Here is a 15,006-nt window from a genome sequence, read left to right on the forward strand (position 1 = left end):
CGGGCCTTGGTGAGCTGCGGCTCGCGGGCCCGGCGGGCGCACTCAGTCCGCCACCGCGGCCATGGCGAGCACCTTGTCCACATGGACACGCACGATCAGCTCACCGGGTACGCCATTGCGCCTCCCGAATTCCTCGGCCGCATCCTCGCCCACGTACCGGGCCGCGATGCGCGTCGCCCAGCGCCTGAGCTGATCAGGGTCCTCACTCAGTCCGGCGCGCCCATGAAGCACGGCGAAGGCGAAGGGAGGCCGGTCGTCGTCGACGCACACGGCCACACGGGCATCACGCGCGAGATTGCGGCCCTTCACGGTCTCCTTGCCGGTGTTGAACACCAGGTCGTCGCCGTCGAGCAGGAACCAGACGGGGGCGATGTGCGGACTGCCGTCGGCCCGGACGGTCGACACCTTGGCGGTACGGGTGCCCTCGGAGAGGAAGGCCCGCCGCTCTTCATCGGTCATGTGGTGTGCCATGGCCCCATCCTCGGACGAAGTTTCGCGTGGCGCGAAGCGACGCCCCGGGGAAGGGGGCGCTTGCCCGTACGGGAGCCGTACGCAAGGCTTACGCGCGAGCGGGGAACGGGGAACGTATGAGCGGGGAGGACGAGCACATGGCGCTGGACCGGGGACTTGACTGGCTCCTTGACGATCTCACCAGCAGGGTGGAACACATACGGCACGCACTGGTGCTGTCGAACGACGGTCTGGTGACCGGGGCGAGCACCGGACTGGCGCGCGAGGACGCGGAGCATCTGGCGGCGGTCTCCTCCGGCCTGCACAGCCTGGCCCGCGGATCGGGACGGCACTTCAGGGCCGGCCGGGCCCGGCAGACGATGGTCGAGTTCGACGAGGCGCTGCTCTTCGTGACGGCCGCGGGCGACGGCAGCTGTCTGTGCGTGCTCACCGCGGCCGAGGCGGATGTCGGCCAGGTCGCCTACGAGATGACGTTGCTCGTGAACCGGGTCGGCGAACACCTCGGTGTCGCGGTCCGTCAGGGCGGCGACACCGATAACGACCGCCCCTGACCTGCATTTTTCTCCGGGCCTCGGGAGTTGTCCACAGGCCTCGCGGCAGCAGCCTCCTCCGGGCTACCGTGATTACGGAGAGTATTCGAACCTCACGGGGGAGGACTGGGCATGACCGTTACGGACGTCACCCGCGCGTACGAAGAGGAAGCGCGCGGGCAGGAGGGCAATGACCCGGCGGTCACGGTCGCCGCGGGCCGGGCCGCACAGGAACTGGGCGTGAAACGCGGGGAGTTCGAGCTCGCGGTGCATCTGGGGCTGATCGCCATGACCACCGCACCGGGCGGCGGGCGCCCACGGGTCGGCAAGGACGAGATCGAGCGGCTGCGGGCACAGCCGGGATTCCCCGACGCCCTCGGGGAGCGCGTACGCACGGTGGGCACCGCGGAAGGGGCGGCGCTGCTCGCCATCAGCCCGGCCCGGTTCACCAGGCTCGCACGGGCGGGTTGCTTCGCCCCCGTCACGTTCTATCTCAACCGCTACCGGGCGGTGGTCTGGCTCTACCTCGCCGACGAACTGGCCGCGTTCGCCACCCGCGAGCCCGCGCTGCTCGCCGGTACGAGCCCTGCGGGCATGCGGACGATGCTGGAAGCCGGAGCCGACTGGCGCGCCCGGAACTGGCGGTCGCAGCGGATCGACAGGCTGCTCGACCGCACGGCGGACGCATGGGCGAGGGCCGCCGTGCAGGCGTCCGCGTTGGATCCCGTCCAGCTCGCCGAGGTGGTGGACGATCCCTACGAGCGGGCCTACCTGGCCAGGGTCCGGCCGGAGCCCGTGTTCGGCCGGCCGGGATCCGTGTCCGCCAGGGAGGTCATGGGGGAGCTGATGCTGGCGGACGATCCCGACGAGATCCTGTGGCGGCGGGTCGGGCTCAACCTGGAGCTGGACCGGGCCCGCGAGTACCGGGCCGCGCCGCGCCCCGGTGAGGAGCGGGTTCCGCCCATGGCCTTGCCGGACGGGCCGCCGCCCGGACAGGGCAGGCATTCCACCCCTGAGGGGGCGGTGGTTCTGCCGTGGCGGCCCGCGCGGGATGCCGGTCCGTCCATGCCGGCCCCCCGACCCGGGCCGGCATCCCGCCCCGTTCCTGCCCGTGCGTCTCGCCCCGGGCCCGATTCCCGCCCCGGGCCCGCCCCGGGCTTCGTGCGTCCTGCCTCGTCCGAAGGCTCCTTCCGGGGGCGGTGCGAGGGCGTGGCCGAAGAGCCGTCCGCAGGCTCCTTCGGTGCATCCGGCGGCGATCTCCCCCGCGCCGTATCCGTTGCCGCGCATCCGCCCTCCCTCCGGCGCATGCCCGCGTCCGCACGGGGGCTCCTCGCCCGGCTGGGGTGGCGACGGCGGGGGCCCGATAAGCGCTGGCGGACGGCAGCCCCGCACAGGCATGCTGAGCCGCATGTTGATCAGGGAAGCAACCGCTGAGGACTGGCCCGCCATCTGGCCCTTCTTCCACACCATCGTCGCCGCAGGCGAGACGCTCACCTACCCGCTCCAGCTCGGCGAGGACGACGCGAAGGACTGGTGGTTCCTCGCGGCGCCCAACCGTACGGTCGTCGCGGTCGACGACGCCGGGACGGTGCTGGGTACGGCGAAGATGAACCGGAACCATATGGGCAACGGTTCACACATCGCCAGCGGCACGTACATGGTCGACCCCGCCCACTCCGGGCGGGGCGTGGGACGGGCTCTGTGCGAGTACTCCGTGGAGTGGGCCCGTACGTCGGGCTTCCGGGCCATGCAGTTCAACGCGGTGGTCGAGACGAACACACATGCCGTCAAGCTGTACCGGTCGCTCGGCTTCGAGGTGCTGGGGACGCTGCCGAAGGGCTTCAATCATCCGACCGAGGGGTACGTCGGGCTGCACATCATGCACAAGGCGCTCTGACACCGTTCGCGTGCACGGCCCATTCTCTCATCGCGCCACCGCGGCCAGGTGTTCCGCCGAGGTTCATGTCCGTCTTGTGGCAAGTAGCGGAGGTTTGGGATCAGTTGAGCTGTCCCGTGATACGCGGGGTGTGTGCGTCGCCCGGTGCCGATGGCAGTACTGTGCGCCCCACCGCCATTCGGGCGATGAGAGATTCATCTGGAGGAAGAATCCATGACCATACCCAGGAGATCGTGGCGTGGCGCGGGAGCACTCGTGGCCGCTGCGGTCGTCGGTCTGACCGGCGGAGTCATCTCCGCAGGTCCGGCCGCAGCTCACACCCCCACCTGGGTCGTGACCTGTTCCGATGTGAGCGTCGACCTCACCAACTACACGAGCAGTGTCGCCAACACGGTGACGGTGACGGTGGACGGCAAGGACCTGCTCCCGACGGAGACGTTCGGGCGGGAGTTCCACAAGAAGCTCACGCTGCCTGCGCACGACAAGGAAGTGACCGTCCGACTGATCGTCAAGGACGGCGGCGAGGGCGGTAAGTTCTCGCGAGACCTGACCGAGACGGCCCCGGTGTGCGAGGACGAGACGCCGAAGCCCACACCCAGTGAGACGAAGCCGACGGAGCCCCCGGTCACGTCGACTCCCGAGCCGAGCTCCACCCCGAGCGAGAAGCCCTCGGAGTCCGCGCCCGCCGTGCCCGCGCCGAGCCCCGGCTCGCCGGACCTGGCCGAGACCGGCTCGTCGTCCGCCACGCCGGTCATCGGTGGCGCCGCCGTCGCGGTTCTGCTCGCCGGCGGCGGCATCCTGTGGGCCGTCCGCAAGCGCCGTACCGCCCAGAGCTGATGCTGCCCGTCCGGCACGCAGGGCCCACGGGCCGCACCCCGTGTTCTGTGGGACCGAGCTGATGAGCGTGTGAGGACGGCCGCCGAGGGGCGTGCCGCATCACTTCCGGTGGTGCGGCACGCCCCTCACCGTCGTACCGGTGCCGGCGCGGCAGCTCTCAGGGCGCTCCGGAGCCCGCCCCGTCCGTGGACGGGGGTGCCGCGGCGGGCCCGGGGTCCGGGCCGATCTCGCACCAGACGGCCTTGCCCTCACCGCGGGGTTCGATCCCCCACCGGGTCGCGATGGCGTCGAGCAGGAGCAGTCCACGGCCCGATGTCGACGTTTCCCCCGGGGTCCGTCGGCGGGGCCACACGCTCGACCGGTCCTGGACCGACAGCCGTACGCGCCGTACTGGTTCGGGCAGCACCTCCAGGGAGAGCACGCCTTTGCCCTCCGTGTGGAGGAGCACGTTCACCAGCAGTTCACCGGTGACCAGTTCGGCATCGTCCGCCAGCTCGGCCATGCCCCAGTCGGCCAGCGCCTGCCGGACGAAGGCGCGGGCGTCCGAGAGCCCCTCCGGGTCCGCCTGGTGGATGTACTGATGCAGCCGGGGCGCGAGCGACGACCCCACGTCGGGGCTTCGGCGCAGTACCAGCAGTGCCACATCGTCCCCCGAGCCCCACCGTTCCCACAGCCGGTCCGAGAGATGGTCGGCCAGTTCCTCGGCGCCCGCCGGTCCGGCGCTGAGCTCGTGCGAAAGCGTCGCCACACCCGCGTCGATGTCGTTCCCGGGCTCCTCCACCAGCCCGTCGGTGAAGAGCACCAGGGTTTCACCGGGCACCAGATCGATCCGGGTCTCGGGGAACTCCTCGTCCTGGAAGTCCGTGGAGATTCCCAGGGGCAGGCCACCGCGTACCTGGGGACTGCCGACCCGGCCGTCCGTGTGCCGGATCAGCGGGCCGAAGTGCCCGGCCCGGACCACGCGCACCGAGCCCGACACCAGATCGATCTGGGCGTAGGTGCACGTGGCGAAGCGGTCGGTGTCCAGCTCGGCGAGAAAACGGGAGGCGCGCACCAGGACGGTGGCCGGCGCGTGCCCCTCGCCCGCGTAGGCGCGCAGAGCGATGCGCAACTGCCCCATGATGGCGGCCGCGTGTGTGTCGTGGCCCTGCACGTCGCCGACGACGATGCCGAAGCGGTTGTTGGGCAGGGCGACCACGTCGTACCAGTCGCCGCCGACCTGCCGTCCGCTCCACGCCGCGTGGTAGCGCACCGCGATCTCTCCGCCCTCGACGGCCTGGACGCGCCGCGGGAGCATGGCCGCCTGCAGGTCGGTGGCGAACTTGCGTTCCTCGTCGAACAGCGTTGCCCGCTGGAGAGACTGGGCCACGATCGCGGCGAGTCCCAGGCACAGAAGCCGTTCGTCCGGATTGAAGACCGTGCGCTCCCGGTAGAACAGGGCGAGCCCGCCGATCGGACGGGCCTGGGCAACCAGCGGCAGACAGGCAACGGCGCTGAACTCCAGTCGTCCGATGTGCGGCTCCAGTACGGGATACCGCCGGGCCAGGGAGGCCAGCGAGGTGATGAAGCGGGGCTGGCCGCTGAGAATGGCGTCCGCCAGTGGCATCTCGCGGTTGAGATCGCCGGAGTCGAGTTCGTCGAGTACGTCCAGGGACTCACCGGTCAGCGCGATGATGTTGAGCGAGGAATTCTCCACCAGCCCGAGCGCCAGCCCGTCGGCGCCGACCCTGGCCAGTCCGCCCGGTCCGGTGAGCGCCGCTGTCACATCGTCCACGGTCACGGCACGGGACATAGCACTTGTCGTGCGTTCAACTATGTTGGTCTGGCGCTGGCGCTGTTTCTCCAGGTCCAGGACGAAGGCCGAATGGGCGGCCTCGATTGTCGCGTCCCGCACGATTCCGACCAGCCGGTGGGACTGTCCGTCCGCCGACCGCAGGATCCGGGCCTGGAGGTGCGTCCACTGGCTGCTTCCGTCGTCGAGCGAAACCCGGAAATGGATACTGCAGGAGCTGCTGCCGCTGCTGATGGCCTCGTCGATCGTGTCATTCAGACGGTCCCGTTCCGCCGGTTCGAGCCGGTCCATCACCATGTGCCGGTCCGCGTCGAACGTGCCGGGATCGACGCCGAACACCATCAGCCCCGCATCGTCGATGTCCAGTGTCCGGGCGTCCAGATCCCACTCGAAGCTGCCGGTCCGGTTCAGGGCCAGGCGCTCCGCGGTCCCGAGCCCGCCGTTGTGTCTCCGGACGACCCGGCTGAGCGGCTGGGCGTCGGCGTCTTGGCGCTGCTCGTGGTCGGTCATACCCCCTCCGGAGATCGCCCGGCCGGGGCTGCTGGACGGCGCGGCCCTCAGGACTCAATTGTCGAGCCGGTCCGGCGGGACTGCCACAGCGGATCACCCGGCAGAGCTCCCCCGGCCCCCGCCTCCACCGCGTCCCGCCCACGCTCCGGGGCCCTGCCGACCCCCCTCTCCCACCCCGTCACCGGCTCGTCGCACAATGGGCAGGGATGATCGTCCACGAACGGCGGACGGTCCGCCCACAGGTTCACAGGCCCACCCACCCGGAGTGCACACATGAACGATGACGGCCCCGTCCTGCTGCACACCCAGGGCCACGCCCTGTACATCACGCTGAACCGGCCACGGGCCCTCAACGCGCTGACCCACACCATGGTCCGGTTCATCGATGCGGCGCTCGCCGGTGCCGAGTGTGCGGACGAGGTCACCTCGGTGGTGATCGGCGGGGCGGGGGAGCGCGGTCTGTGCGCGGGCGGTGACATCCGCTCCCTGCACGACGACGCACGCGCCGGGGGCCGGTCCTCCTTGGAGTTCTGGCGCGACGAGTACCGCCTCAACGCCCGGATCGCCCGGTTCCGCAAGCCGTACGTCGCGCTCATGGACGGCATCGTGATGGGCGGCGGCGTGGGTGTATCGGCTCATGGCGGCATCCGCGTCGTCACGGAACGTTCACGGGTCGCCATGCCCGAGACCGGTATCGGATTCGTGCCCGACGTCGGGGGCACCCACCTTCTGGCCGCCGCTCCCGGGGAACTGGGCACACATCTGGCGCTGACCGGCCGGAGTGTCGGCGCCGCCGACGCCCTGCTGTGCGGTCTCGCCGACCATTTCGTACGGTCGGAGCACCTGCCGGAACTCGGCGCGGCCCTCGCCACGAGCGCCACGCCCGACGAGGTCGCACGGACGGTGCGGCGGCACACGTCCGAAGCGCCCGGCGGCGAGCTCGCGTCCGCGCGCCATTGGATCGATGCCTGCTACGCCGCGGAAACAGTCGAGGGCATCCTCGAACGGCTGTACGGCAGCGGTGTGCCGGAGGCGCGGGAGACGGCAGCGACGCTCCTGACGAAGTCGCCCACCGCACTCAAGGTCACCCTCGCCGCCATACGCCGGGCGCGCGCGCTCGACAGCCTGGAGGCAGCGCTCGACCAGGAGTTCCGGGTCTCCAGCCGGGCTTTCGAGCAGCCCGACTTCGTGGAGGGGGTACGCGCCCAGATCATCGACAAGGACCGGAATCCGCAGTGGAAGCCGGCCGCCCTCGCCGAGGTCTCCGACCGCGACGTCGCCCGCTTCTTCGCGCCGCTCGGCCCGGACGAGCAGGAGCTCGGACTCGCCGTGGACGCGGGTACGGACAGCGCCTGACGTGCTTGCCGGCGGTCCCTGACGCTGTGTGCCGTCAGCGCCTCGGCCCGAGCCGGGGCGCCGGTCAGTGGCCGTTGCCGGACAGGCTCGGCCGCAGGGCCCGTACGAGAGCGAAGAGCCTGTCCTCGTTGCCGGACAGCCCCGCACCGCCGAGCGCCTGGTCCGCCTCCTCCATCGGAGACGTCAGCAACGCCAGGTAGAGAGGCATGTCGTCCGGATCGGAGAGAGCGGCCCGGGTGGCTTCCAGTAACCGGACATACGCCTGGGCAGCGGCGAGTTCGTCTTTGTCCATCACAGCATCTCCTGGTCAGAGGTGTCGGACCGGCTAGCATCCCTCATGGGTCTGACAATGCCCCGCGGACCGCCTTCCGCTCCCCGGCCGGCCGGTGTCAGTCGCCTCCCGTGCGCGGACCGCCGACGGGCGGCTCCACTTCGAGGAATCTGCGTCGCCGGGGTCCGCGGTAGAGCAGCGCCGTCCAGCCGAGCCCTCGCAGCGCGTCGGCGCACCGGGGCAGCGCGTCCTCCTCCTCGTGGGCGGCCCCGCTGCCGGGCGGACCGGCCCACTCCACCCGTACCGTGCCCGGGGATTCGCCCTCCAGCACGCGATAGCCGGCCGCCGTGCGCCGGCCGGAGGCGTCGAGGGCGGAAGGGGCCGCTCCGGAGGCCTCCAGGGCCAGCGCGACGGCCCGGACCGGCCGATGGAGCTCCCATGCCGCGGGCACCCCCTCCGGGTCCGCCTGCCCGGTGTTGGTCAGCCTGCGGATCTGGAGCAGCCCCTCGAACGCGGTCCGCACCGAAGCGGCCCGCGCCTCCGCCGCCCGCCGGGAACCGCCGGCCCCGTCATCCGCCCCCCGGGAGCGGCGGGCCGTCCCCGGTGGCCGGTTCGAACCCGGTCTCCTCCTCGGCGCTCATCCCACTCCCCTTCTCCCGTACCGCACTGCGCTCCAGTGTGCGCCGGGCCACTGACAACGCCGAAGCCGTACCAGGGGGGCGGCCGGCCGTTCACGCCCGGCCGGCCGCCGATCCGGGCGGAACTCCCGTGTCACACCGGGGTGAAGCCCCGCAGATAGTGCTCACGCAGGACGCTGCGGTGCCGGGCGTCGGAGAGCTGCTCGGCCACCCACAGGAAGAAGTCGTCCGCCAGCGTGTCGGTCCAGTCGTACGCCGGGTCGAACGGCCCCCGGTCCGGCGCGGGGACCTCTGCCTCCCACGGTGCCGCGCCGGGGCCGGTGACGGTGAGCAGCCGGCTTCCGTCGGGCCGTGGACCGCAGCGGACGGAGACATCGTCGCCGTTCCACCGGCGGCCGCCGTACTGGAACCAGAGCACCGAGGACTCGGCGTACAGGGCGGCACAGCCGCCGGCGCCGTGCGACAGGACATGAACGAAGCCGTGGCACAGCCGCTCACCGGCAGGTTGCGCGAAGGCGTCGGCAGGGCCGGGGGAGAGGTGCCCGGAGGGAGGGTCCAGGACCCAGAGCCTGCCGTAGTGGTCGTAGTCCTGAAGCACGGCGGGAGACATCAGTGCCGCGGCTCCAGCCCCAGTTCCCGGTCGACAGCGGCGTTGCTGCGGGTCGCCGCGTCGATGACCTCGGACCAGCTGCCGTACCTGGCGAACAGCTGATCGGCTGTCGGGCCCAGCGGATTGCCGTACTTGGCGATGTTGCGCGCCTCCAGCATGGCGACCGCCTCGGGCGACATCCCGGCCCGCGTGATGTCCTTGGCCTCGTTGCGCATGTCGACCAGGACCCGGGCGATCTCCTCGTCCGAACGGCCCTCGTCGCGCATCCGCTGCTCGACCGCCTTCATCCGGTCCAGCAGCAGGTGGTACCGCACGCGGACCTCACGGGCCTGCGCCTTCTCCTCAGGAGTCATCTCCCGGATCGCGCAGACGACCGGATCGTCGCTGGTGCACGGGGCCTCAAGTACGGCCGCGCGGGAGGGGGCGAACGACGGACCGGCCGCATGGGCCGGAACGAGCGACGGGCCCGCCGCACGCGAGAGCGAGGGAGCGGCCGCGGGGGACGCGAGTGCGCTGCCGGGTGCGGCCAGGGCGCTGCCCATGACGGTCAGCAGGGGGAGCAGCAGGGATACGACCAGCCGGCGCGTGAGCGGGCGGCGGCTCCCACCGCGGTCGGCGGCCGGACCGGCGGGTTCCGGGGCAGTCAGAAGACGTACATGCATGAAGGAAGGCTCTTTCGCCTGGGAAACAGGGCGAGACGGGACGTTACGACGGGTCACGTGGCGGCAACTGATCATGAGCGCGGCGCGTCCGGGTGATATCTCGCTAAACTCGGCCCCCTCGCACTTCAGAACAGAGGAACCGCACCCCGTGTCCGACAACGATCCGAGCGTCGCACCCGCCAACGGACGGGACGCGCTGCGCGCGGACTGCGCGAACTGTTTCGGGCTGTGCTGCGTCGCGCTGACCCTGACCGCATCGGCGGACTTCGCGATCAGCAAGGACGCCGGGGAGCCCTGCCCCAATCTTCAGGACGACTTCCGCTGCGGCATCCACACCGCGCTAAGGCCGAAGGGCTTCTCCGGCTGTACGGTGTACGACTGCTTCGGCGCCGGCCAGAAGGTCTCCCAGGAGACGTACGGCGGCCAGGACTGGCGGTCGGCCCCGGACACCGCGCAGCAGATGTTCCAGGTGTTCCCCGTGGTGCGCCAGTTGCAGGAACTGCTCTGGTATCTCACCGAGGCGCTCGATCTGCCCGCCGCCGAGCCCCTGCGCGCCGAGATCCGGCGTGCCCTGGAGGCGACGGAACGTCATACCCGCCGCCCCGCCGCGGACCTGGCCGTACTGGACGTGGCGGCCCACCGGGACGGCGTCGCCGGCCTGCTCCGGCGCGTCAGCACACTCGTGCGGGCCACCGCGCCCCGCCGTAAGAAGCGCAGCCACCGGGGCGCCGATCTCATGGGCGCCCGGCTCAAGGGCGCCGACCTGAGGGGCGCCGACCTGCGCGGGGCCTACCTCATCGCGGCCGATCTCTCCGGCGCGGACCTGCGCCTGGCCGATGTCATCGGCGCCGATCTCCGGGACGCCGACCTCTCCGGTGCCGACCTCACGGACAGCCTGTTCCTCACCCAGACCCAGCTCAACGCGGCCAGAGGCAACGCGGCGACCGGACTCCCGGGCCATCTGACCCGCCCCACCCACTGGGGGTGACCCGGAGGGCGACCCCTCGTTCACGGCCTTCCCGGTCCACCGCGGGGAGCCGGAACTGCCGTGATGCCGGAGTCCCGGAGCGCCAGATCGTACCGGCGGGTGGTTCCGTCCGGTCCCGGGCGGCGCCGCGCGGTGGCACGCGAGGGGGTGCGAACGGTCGGCGGCCCTGGTTCGTTGGAGAGTGTGGCGTACGCGCAACAGCGTCCAGTGGACCGGACCCGAGGAGCCCCGCACATGCCCAGCCCTACCGAAACCGGCGGCACCGGCACCGATACGACCCGTACCGGTCCCACCGGCTCCGGCCGTACGCGTCTGGTGGAACAGCTCATGGAACGGTTCCCCCACGTGCCGCGGGAAGCGGTCATCAAGGAGGATCTGCTCCGCGGCGGCGTCGCCTTCGACGAGTCCGCGCTCAGCGACAACGAGCACGGTGCGGTCAAGCCGAAGTCGTACTTCATCTTCTCCTTCGACCACGGCACGCTGCCCGAGCTCGGCGCGGCCGCGCTGCGCCGTCCGCCCGAGGAGATCGTGCTCACCGGTGGTCCGTACGGGCTGCGGCGCACCGTGGTGTCCGTGCGGGTCAACCCCGCTTCCCCGTACCGCGTGGCGGCCGGCCAGGACGGAGTGCTGGGGCTCTATCTGGACGGCAGGCGCATCTCCGATGTCGGTCTGCCCCCGATGCCCGACTACTACCGGCACACCCTGGAGAACGGCAAGTCCGTGATGGAGGTGGCCCCCACCATCCAGTGGGGGTACCTCATCTACCTCACCGTCTTCCGGGTCTGCCAGTACTTCGGCGCCAAGGAGGAGTGCCAGTACTGCGACATCAACCACAACTGGCGCCAGCACAAGGCCGCAGGGCGCCCCTACACCGGGGTGAAGGACGTCGAGGAGGTCCTGGAGGCCCTCGCCATCATCGACCGGTACGACACGGCGAAGACCTCCACCGCCTACACGCTCACCGGCGGTGCGATCACCACGCACCTCGGCGGGCGCGACGAGGCCGACTTCTACGGGCAGTACGCCAAGGCCATCGAGGAGCGCTTCCCCGGCCGCTGGATCGGCAAGGTCGTCGCCCAGGCCCTGCCCAAGGCCGATGTGCAGCGCTTCCACGACTACGGAGTGCGGATCTACCACCCGAACTACGAGGTGTGGGACCGCCGTCTGTTCGAGCTGTACTGCCCCGGGAAGGAGCGTTACGTCGGGCGCGACGAATGGCACCGCCGCATCCTCGACTCCGCCGAGGTCTTCGGCCCGCGCAACGTCATCCCGAACTTCGTCGCCGGTGTGGAGATGGCCGCGCCCTCCGGCTTCGCGACGGTCGACGAGGCCATCGACTCCACGACCGAGGGCCTGCGCTTCTTCATGTCGCACGGCATCACCCCGCGCTTCACCACCTGGTGCCCCGAGCCCACCACCCCGCTCGGCAGGACCAATCCGGACGGGGCGCCGCTCGAATACCACATCAGGCTGCTGGACGCCTACCGGTCGACCATGGAGGAGTACGGCCTGTCCTCACCGCCCGGATACGGTCCCGCCGGCGCCGGCCGCGCGGTGTTCTCGGTGAGTTCCTTCATGGACAGCCTGGCCCCGGACCAGGACGCACCGCAGGACGGTGCGGCCGGCTGACCCCCGGCACCGTGCCCGCCCCGGTCCCGCCCGTGTCCAGGGCCGGACGCCGCCGGGGCGCGGCACGGCTCCCCGCGGTGACGGGGTCAGGCACGCCACTGAGAGGTGCGCTCCGGCGACGCCTCCGCCAGTTGCTTCACGATGGCATCGGCATCGCCGCGGCTCCCGTAGACGGGGGTTCCGGGCTGCTGCCGCCATGACTCGTCCAGACCGCCCGCGTCCACGGTGTCGAAGCCGAGCTCGTCGATGAGGTCGCGCACGGCCTGCTTCGCCGCGGCGTCGTCGCCGGCGACCGGCAGCGCCTGACGGCCGCTGCTGCCCTGCGGGCGGCCCCGGTCCAGGATGTCCTGGGCGTACGTCCCGTTGAAGGCCTTGATCACCGGGTGCCCGATCTGCTGCTCGGTCCAGCGGCTCTCGGGCAGACCGTCCTCGATGGCCGCGATCCTGCCGTCGCGCTCCTGCGGGTAGTAGTTGCCGGTGTCGATGACCACGGCCTCCGGCGCCGCGCCGTCGAGGACGCCGGAGGGCAGAGCGGGCACTGCCTTGAGAGGAATGGTCACCACGACGATCCGGGCGTCCTTCGCGGCCTCGGTCACGTCGACCGGGGTGGCGCCGGTCTCCTCGGCGAGCGCCGTGAGCGTCTGCGGGCCACGGGAATTGGCGACGGACACCTCATGTCCGAGCGCGGTGAGCCGCCGGGTCAGGTTGCCGCCGATGTTGCCCGCTCCGATGATGCCGATCTTCATGGTCCGACCTTCCGCCGCCGACTGCCTGATGAGAAGTGGTCTCGTCGCATCACCAACTGCGCACCGGCGTGCGCTATTCCGTGTCCGGCCGAGCGGATTCCCCGCCGATGCCGAGGGTGGAACAGGATCGCCGCGGGCACATACCAGGACAAGAACCGGAACCACAGAGCCCCACTTGGAGGCAGTGCCCATGCTGCACGGCGTCGACATCAGCGCGTATCAGCCGTCCTTCGACACCGACGGCCTCGACTTCGTGTTCATCAAGGCAACCGAGGGCCGTTCATATGTCAATCCGGCTCTGAGCGCACAGGTCAAGCGGGCACGGGACGCCGAATGCGTCGTCGGCTTCTACCACTTCCTGTGGCCGGGGAACGTGGCGGACCAGGCGGCGTACTTTCTGAGCAAGGCACCGGAGAAGGCCGGTGATCTGCTCGCTGTCGACTGGGAGGAGACCGGAGACGGCACCCGGGCGAGCAATGCCGAGAAGGACCGCTTCATCCGTGAGGTGAAGCGCCTGCGGCCCGGTCGCCGCGTCCTCCTGTACTGCAACCGTTCCTTCTGGCTGAATCACGACACGACTTCGTACGCGGGCGACGGGCTGTGGATCGCCGACTACGTCTCGGCGGGCAAGCCCCGTATCGAGGCGTCGTGGCGCATTCACCAGTACACCGACCATCCGCTGGACAAGGACGTGGCCGACTTCTCCTCGCTGCGGGCGATGCGCGACTGGGCGGCCGGATAGCCGGAAGCCGCCGCGCCGGGCACGTGCGGCCACCCGCGGGAGGGCAGGCCCCCGATTGCTCGGGAAGCGAACCCCGGGCGATCGAAATAGTCTGTCCTGAGGCCTTTGTTCAACATGCCTCAGCATGCCCGCGTCTCCGACGTGTCTCCCGTGCCTGAGCGAAGCGGAGGAGTGCCCCCATGAAAGCCGCCGTAGTCCGCAGTTTCGCCGAACCGCTCGTGATCGAGGACCGGCCGGTGCCCACCCCGGCCGGCCACCAGGTCCTGGTGCGGATGGAGACGTCCGGGCTCTGCCACACCGACATCCACGCGGCCCGGGGGGACTGGCCCGTCAAACCGAGCCCGCCGTTCGTCCCGGGCCACGAGGGCATCGGGATCGTGGAGGCGGCCGGGGACCAGGTGGGCCATCTCGCGGTGGGGGACCGGGTGGCGATTCCCTGGCTCGGTGAGGCGTGCGGGCACTGCGACCACTGTGTCTCCGGCTGGGAGACACTCTGCCTCCAGCAGCAGAACAGCGGCTACTCGGTCGACGGCAGTCATGCCGAGTACGCACTCGCGCACGGCACTTACGCGGTTCCCGTCCCCGGCGGCGTCGATCCGCTCGATGCCGCGCCCCTGACCTGTGCCGGTGTCACCACCTACAAGGCGGTGAAGCTGTCCGGAGCCCGCCCCGGCACACGCGCCCTGGTCTCCGGGATCGGCGGACTCGGGCACCTGGCCCTCCAGTACGCGCGGATCTTCGGCGCCGAGACCATCGCGGTCGACGTCACCGACGAGAAGCTGGCGCTCGCCCGGGAACTGGGCGCCGACCATGTCATCGACGCCCGCGTCCAGGACGTGGCCGAGGAGACCCGCAGGCTGGGCGGCGCGGACGCGGCGATCTCCCTGGCCGTGAGCAATGAATCGTTCGCCGCGGCCTACGGTGCGCTGCGCCGCGGCGGCACCCTCGTGCTGGTGGCGCTTCCGGCCGAGGGAAAACTCGAACTCCCCGTATTCGACACGGTGCTGAACGGCACGAAGGTCGTCGGCTCCATCGTCGGCACCCGCGAGGACCTCGCCGAGGTGTTCCAGCTCCATCGACTCGGCCGTACGAGAGTCGTCAGGGAAACCCGCGGCCTCGGCGACATCAACACCTCGATCGACGAGGTCCTGAGCGGCAAGGTCTCCGGGCGCCTCGTCTTCGACCTGCGCTGAGGAGAGATCCGCCGGGCGGGCCCGCCCCTTCCGGGCGGCCCTGTCCGATGGGCCATTTGAGTGTCCTTGGCGGGCGCTCGCGCAGCGCTCGGAGAGATGTCCCACCGCGCCGATCCCCGCGGGTCCATTCTGGT

Annotated in this window: 14 protein-coding genes and 2 pseudogenes; 9 read left to right on the top strand and 7 right to left on the bottom strand. The window is 70.9% G+C overall.

What is annotated here, in order from left to right:
• Positions 1-42: 42 nt before the first annotated feature.
• Complete coding sequence (locus ACIGJO_RS26555) at positions 43-471, bottom strand: PPOX class F420-dependent oxidoreductase (RefSeq protein WP_399962152.1); 429 nt, start codon at positions 469-471, stop codon at positions 43-45.
• A gap of 137 nt (positions 472-608) precedes the next feature.
• On the opposite strand from ACIGJO_RS26555, the gene ACIGJO_RS26560 reads away from it, so the two are divergent.
• The 4 genes and pseudogenes from ACIGJO_RS26560 to ACIGJO_RS26575 all read left to right on the top strand — a co-directional run bounded on the left by ACIGJO_RS26560 (position 609) and on the right by ACIGJO_RS26575 (position 3,735).
• Positions 609-1,022 carry a roadblock/LC7 domain-containing protein gene (locus ACIGJO_RS26560; RefSeq protein WP_399962462.1) on the top strand — a complete coding sequence of 138 codons (414 nt, stop codon included), beginning with the start codon at positions 609-611 and terminating at the stop codon, positions 1,020-1,022.
• A gap of 111 nt (positions 1,023-1,133) precedes the next feature.
• Positions 1,134-1,953 (top strand): annotated as a pseudogene (locus ACIGJO_RS26565) (DUF6397 family protein); the annotation flags it as partial.
• 456 nt (positions 1,954-2,409) lie between these two features.
• A complete protein-coding gene (locus tag ACIGJO_RS26570; RefSeq protein ID WP_399962154.1) occupies positions 2,410-2,898 on the top strand; it encodes a GNAT family N-acetyltransferase in 489 nt (162 codons plus the stop codon).
• A 213-nt stretch (positions 2,899-3,111) separates the two neighbouring features.
• Complete coding sequence (locus ACIGJO_RS26575) at positions 3,112-3,735, top strand: LAETG motif-containing sortase-dependent surface protein (RefSeq protein ID WP_399962156.1); 624 nt, start codon at positions 3,112-3,114, stop codon at positions 3,733-3,735.
• A gap of 157 nt (positions 3,736-3,892) precedes the next feature.
• On the opposite strand, the gene ACIGJO_RS26580 is transcribed toward ACIGJO_RS26575, so the two are convergent.
• Positions 3,893-6,037, bottom strand: coding sequence for a SpoIIE family protein phosphatase (locus ACIGJO_RS26580; RefSeq protein WP_399962158.1), 2,145 nt, complete (start codon positions 6,035-6,037; stop codon positions 3,893-3,895).
• A 273-nt stretch (positions 6,038-6,310) separates the two neighbouring features.
• On the opposite strand from ACIGJO_RS26580, the gene ACIGJO_RS26585 reads away from it, so the two are divergent.
• Positions 6,311-7,393: an enoyl-CoA hydratase/isomerase family protein gene (locus ACIGJO_RS26585; RefSeq protein WP_399962160.1), complete on the top strand. Its 1,083-nt coding sequence runs from the start codon at positions 6,311-6,313 to the stop codon at positions 7,391-7,393.
• A 64-nt stretch (positions 7,394-7,457) separates the two neighbouring features.
• Here ACIGJO_RS26585 and ACIGJO_RS26590 read toward each other — a convergent pair whose 3' ends face one another.
• The 4 genes and pseudogenes from ACIGJO_RS26590 to ACIGJO_RS26605 form a co-directional block, all read right to left on the bottom strand.
• Entirely contained in the window at positions 7,458-7,685 is a 228-nt protein-coding gene (locus ACIGJO_RS26590; RefSeq protein ID WP_399962162.1) for a hypothetical protein, read from the bottom strand.
• A 97-nt stretch (positions 7,686-7,782) separates the two neighbouring features.
• Positions 7,783-8,305: pseudogene (locus ACIGJO_RS26595) on the bottom strand (hypothetical protein).
• Between the two features lie 130 nt (positions 8,306-8,435).
• Positions 8,436-8,912: a hypothetical protein gene (locus tag ACIGJO_RS26600; RefSeq protein WP_399962164.1), complete on the bottom strand. Its 477-nt coding sequence runs from the start codon at positions 8,910-8,912 to the stop codon at positions 8,436-8,438.
• Positions 8,912-9,574: a hypothetical protein gene (locus tag ACIGJO_RS26605; RefSeq protein ID WP_399962166.1), complete on the bottom strand. Its 663-nt coding sequence runs from the start codon at positions 9,572-9,574 to the stop codon at positions 8,912-8,914. Before ACIGJO_RS26605 ends, ACIGJO_RS26600 begins: the two co-directional genes overlap by 1 nt.
• A 148-nt stretch (positions 9,575-9,722) precedes the next feature.
• On the opposite strand from ACIGJO_RS26605, the gene ACIGJO_RS26610 reads away from it, so the two are divergent.
• Both ACIGJO_RS26610 and ACIGJO_RS26615 read left to right on the top strand, forming a co-directional pair.
• A complete protein-coding gene (locus tag ACIGJO_RS26610; RefSeq protein ID WP_399962168.1) occupies positions 9,723-10,562 on the top strand; it encodes a pentapeptide repeat-containing protein in 840 nt (279 codons plus the stop codon).
• Positions 10,563-10,796: 234 nt separating this feature from the next.
• On the top strand, positions 10,797-12,191 hold the full coding sequence (locus ACIGJO_RS26615; protein ID WP_399962170.1) for a radical SAM protein: 1,395 nt from the start codon (positions 10,797-10,799) through the stop codon (positions 12,189-12,191).
• Between the two features lie 86 nt (positions 12,192-12,277).
• Here ACIGJO_RS26615 and ACIGJO_RS26620 read toward each other — a convergent pair whose 3' ends face one another.
• Complete coding sequence (locus ACIGJO_RS26620) at positions 12,278-12,937, bottom strand: NADPH-dependent F420 reductase (protein WP_399962172.1); 660 nt, start codon at positions 12,935-12,937, stop codon at positions 12,278-12,280.
• Positions 12,938-13,127: 190 nt separating this feature from the next.
• Between ACIGJO_RS26620 and ACIGJO_RS26625 the strand changes: the two genes are divergently transcribed.
• On the top strand, positions 13,128-13,679 hold the full coding sequence (locus tag ACIGJO_RS26625) for a glycoside hydrolase family 25 protein (RefSeq protein ID WP_399962464.1): 552 nt from the start codon (positions 13,128-13,130) through the stop codon (positions 13,677-13,679).
• A gap of 179 nt (positions 13,680-13,858) precedes the next feature.
• Positions 13,859-14,872, top strand: coding sequence for an alcohol dehydrogenase AdhP (gene adhP / locus ACIGJO_RS26630; RefSeq protein WP_399962174.1), 1,014 nt, complete (start codon positions 13,859-13,861; stop codon positions 14,870-14,872).
• Positions 14,873-15,006 lie beyond the last annotated feature (134 nt).

The organism is Streptomyces sp. NPDC079020, from assembly GCF_044542225.1.
Taxonomy (GTDB): Bacteria; Actinomycetota; Actinomycetes; order Streptomycetales; family Streptomycetaceae; genus Streptomyces.

Excerpts from the sequence above, each read along its gene's own strand:
- ACIGJO_RS26555 (WP_399962152.1), bottom strand. The coding sequence starts at position 471 with ATGGCACACCACATGACCGATGAAGAGCGGCGGGCCTTCCTCTCCGAG.
- ACIGJO_RS26560 (WP_399962462.1), top strand. The coding sequence starts at position 609 with ATGGCGCTGGACCGGGGACTTGACTGGCTCCTTGACGATCTCACCAGC.
- ACIGJO_RS26570 (WP_399962154.1), top strand. The coding sequence starts at position 2,410 with ATGTTGATCAGGGAAGCAACCGCTGAGGACTGGCCCGCCATCTGGCCC.
- ACIGJO_RS26575 (WP_399962156.1), top strand. The coding sequence starts at position 3,112 with ATGACCATACCCAGGAGATCGTGGCGTGGCGCGGGAGCACTCGTGGCC.
- ACIGJO_RS26580 (WP_399962158.1), bottom strand. The coding sequence starts at position 6,037 with ATGACCGACCACGAGCAGCGCCAAGACGCCGACGCCCAGCCGCTCAGC.
- ACIGJO_RS26585 (WP_399962160.1), top strand. The coding sequence starts at position 6,311 with ATGAACGATGACGGCCCCGTCCTGCTGCACACCCAGGGCCACGCCCTG.
- ACIGJO_RS26590 (WP_399962162.1), bottom strand. The coding sequence starts at position 7,685 with ATGGACAAAGACGAACTCGCCGCTGCCCAGGCGTATGTCCGGTTACTG.
- ACIGJO_RS26600 (WP_399962164.1), bottom strand. The coding sequence starts at position 8,912 with ATGTCTCCCGCCGTGCTTCAGGACTACGACCACTACGGCAGGCTCTGG.
- ACIGJO_RS26605 (WP_399962166.1), bottom strand. The coding sequence starts at position 9,574 with ATGCATGTACGTCTTCTGACTGCCCCGGAACCCGCCGGTCCGGCCGCC.
- ACIGJO_RS26615 (WP_399962170.1), top strand. The coding sequence starts at position 10,797 with ATGCCCAGCCCTACCGAAACCGGCGGCACCGGCACCGATACGACCCGT.
- ACIGJO_RS26620 (WP_399962172.1), bottom strand. The coding sequence starts at position 12,937 with ATGAAGATCGGCATCATCGGAGCGGGCAACATCGGCGGCAACCTGACC.
- ACIGJO_RS26625 (WP_399962464.1), top strand. The coding sequence starts at position 13,128 with ATGCTGCACGGCGTCGACATCAGCGCGTATCAGCCGTCCTTCGACACC.
- adhP (WP_399962174.1), top strand. The coding sequence starts at position 13,859 with ATGAAAGCCGCCGTAGTCCGCAGTTTCGCCGAACCGCTCGTGATCGAG.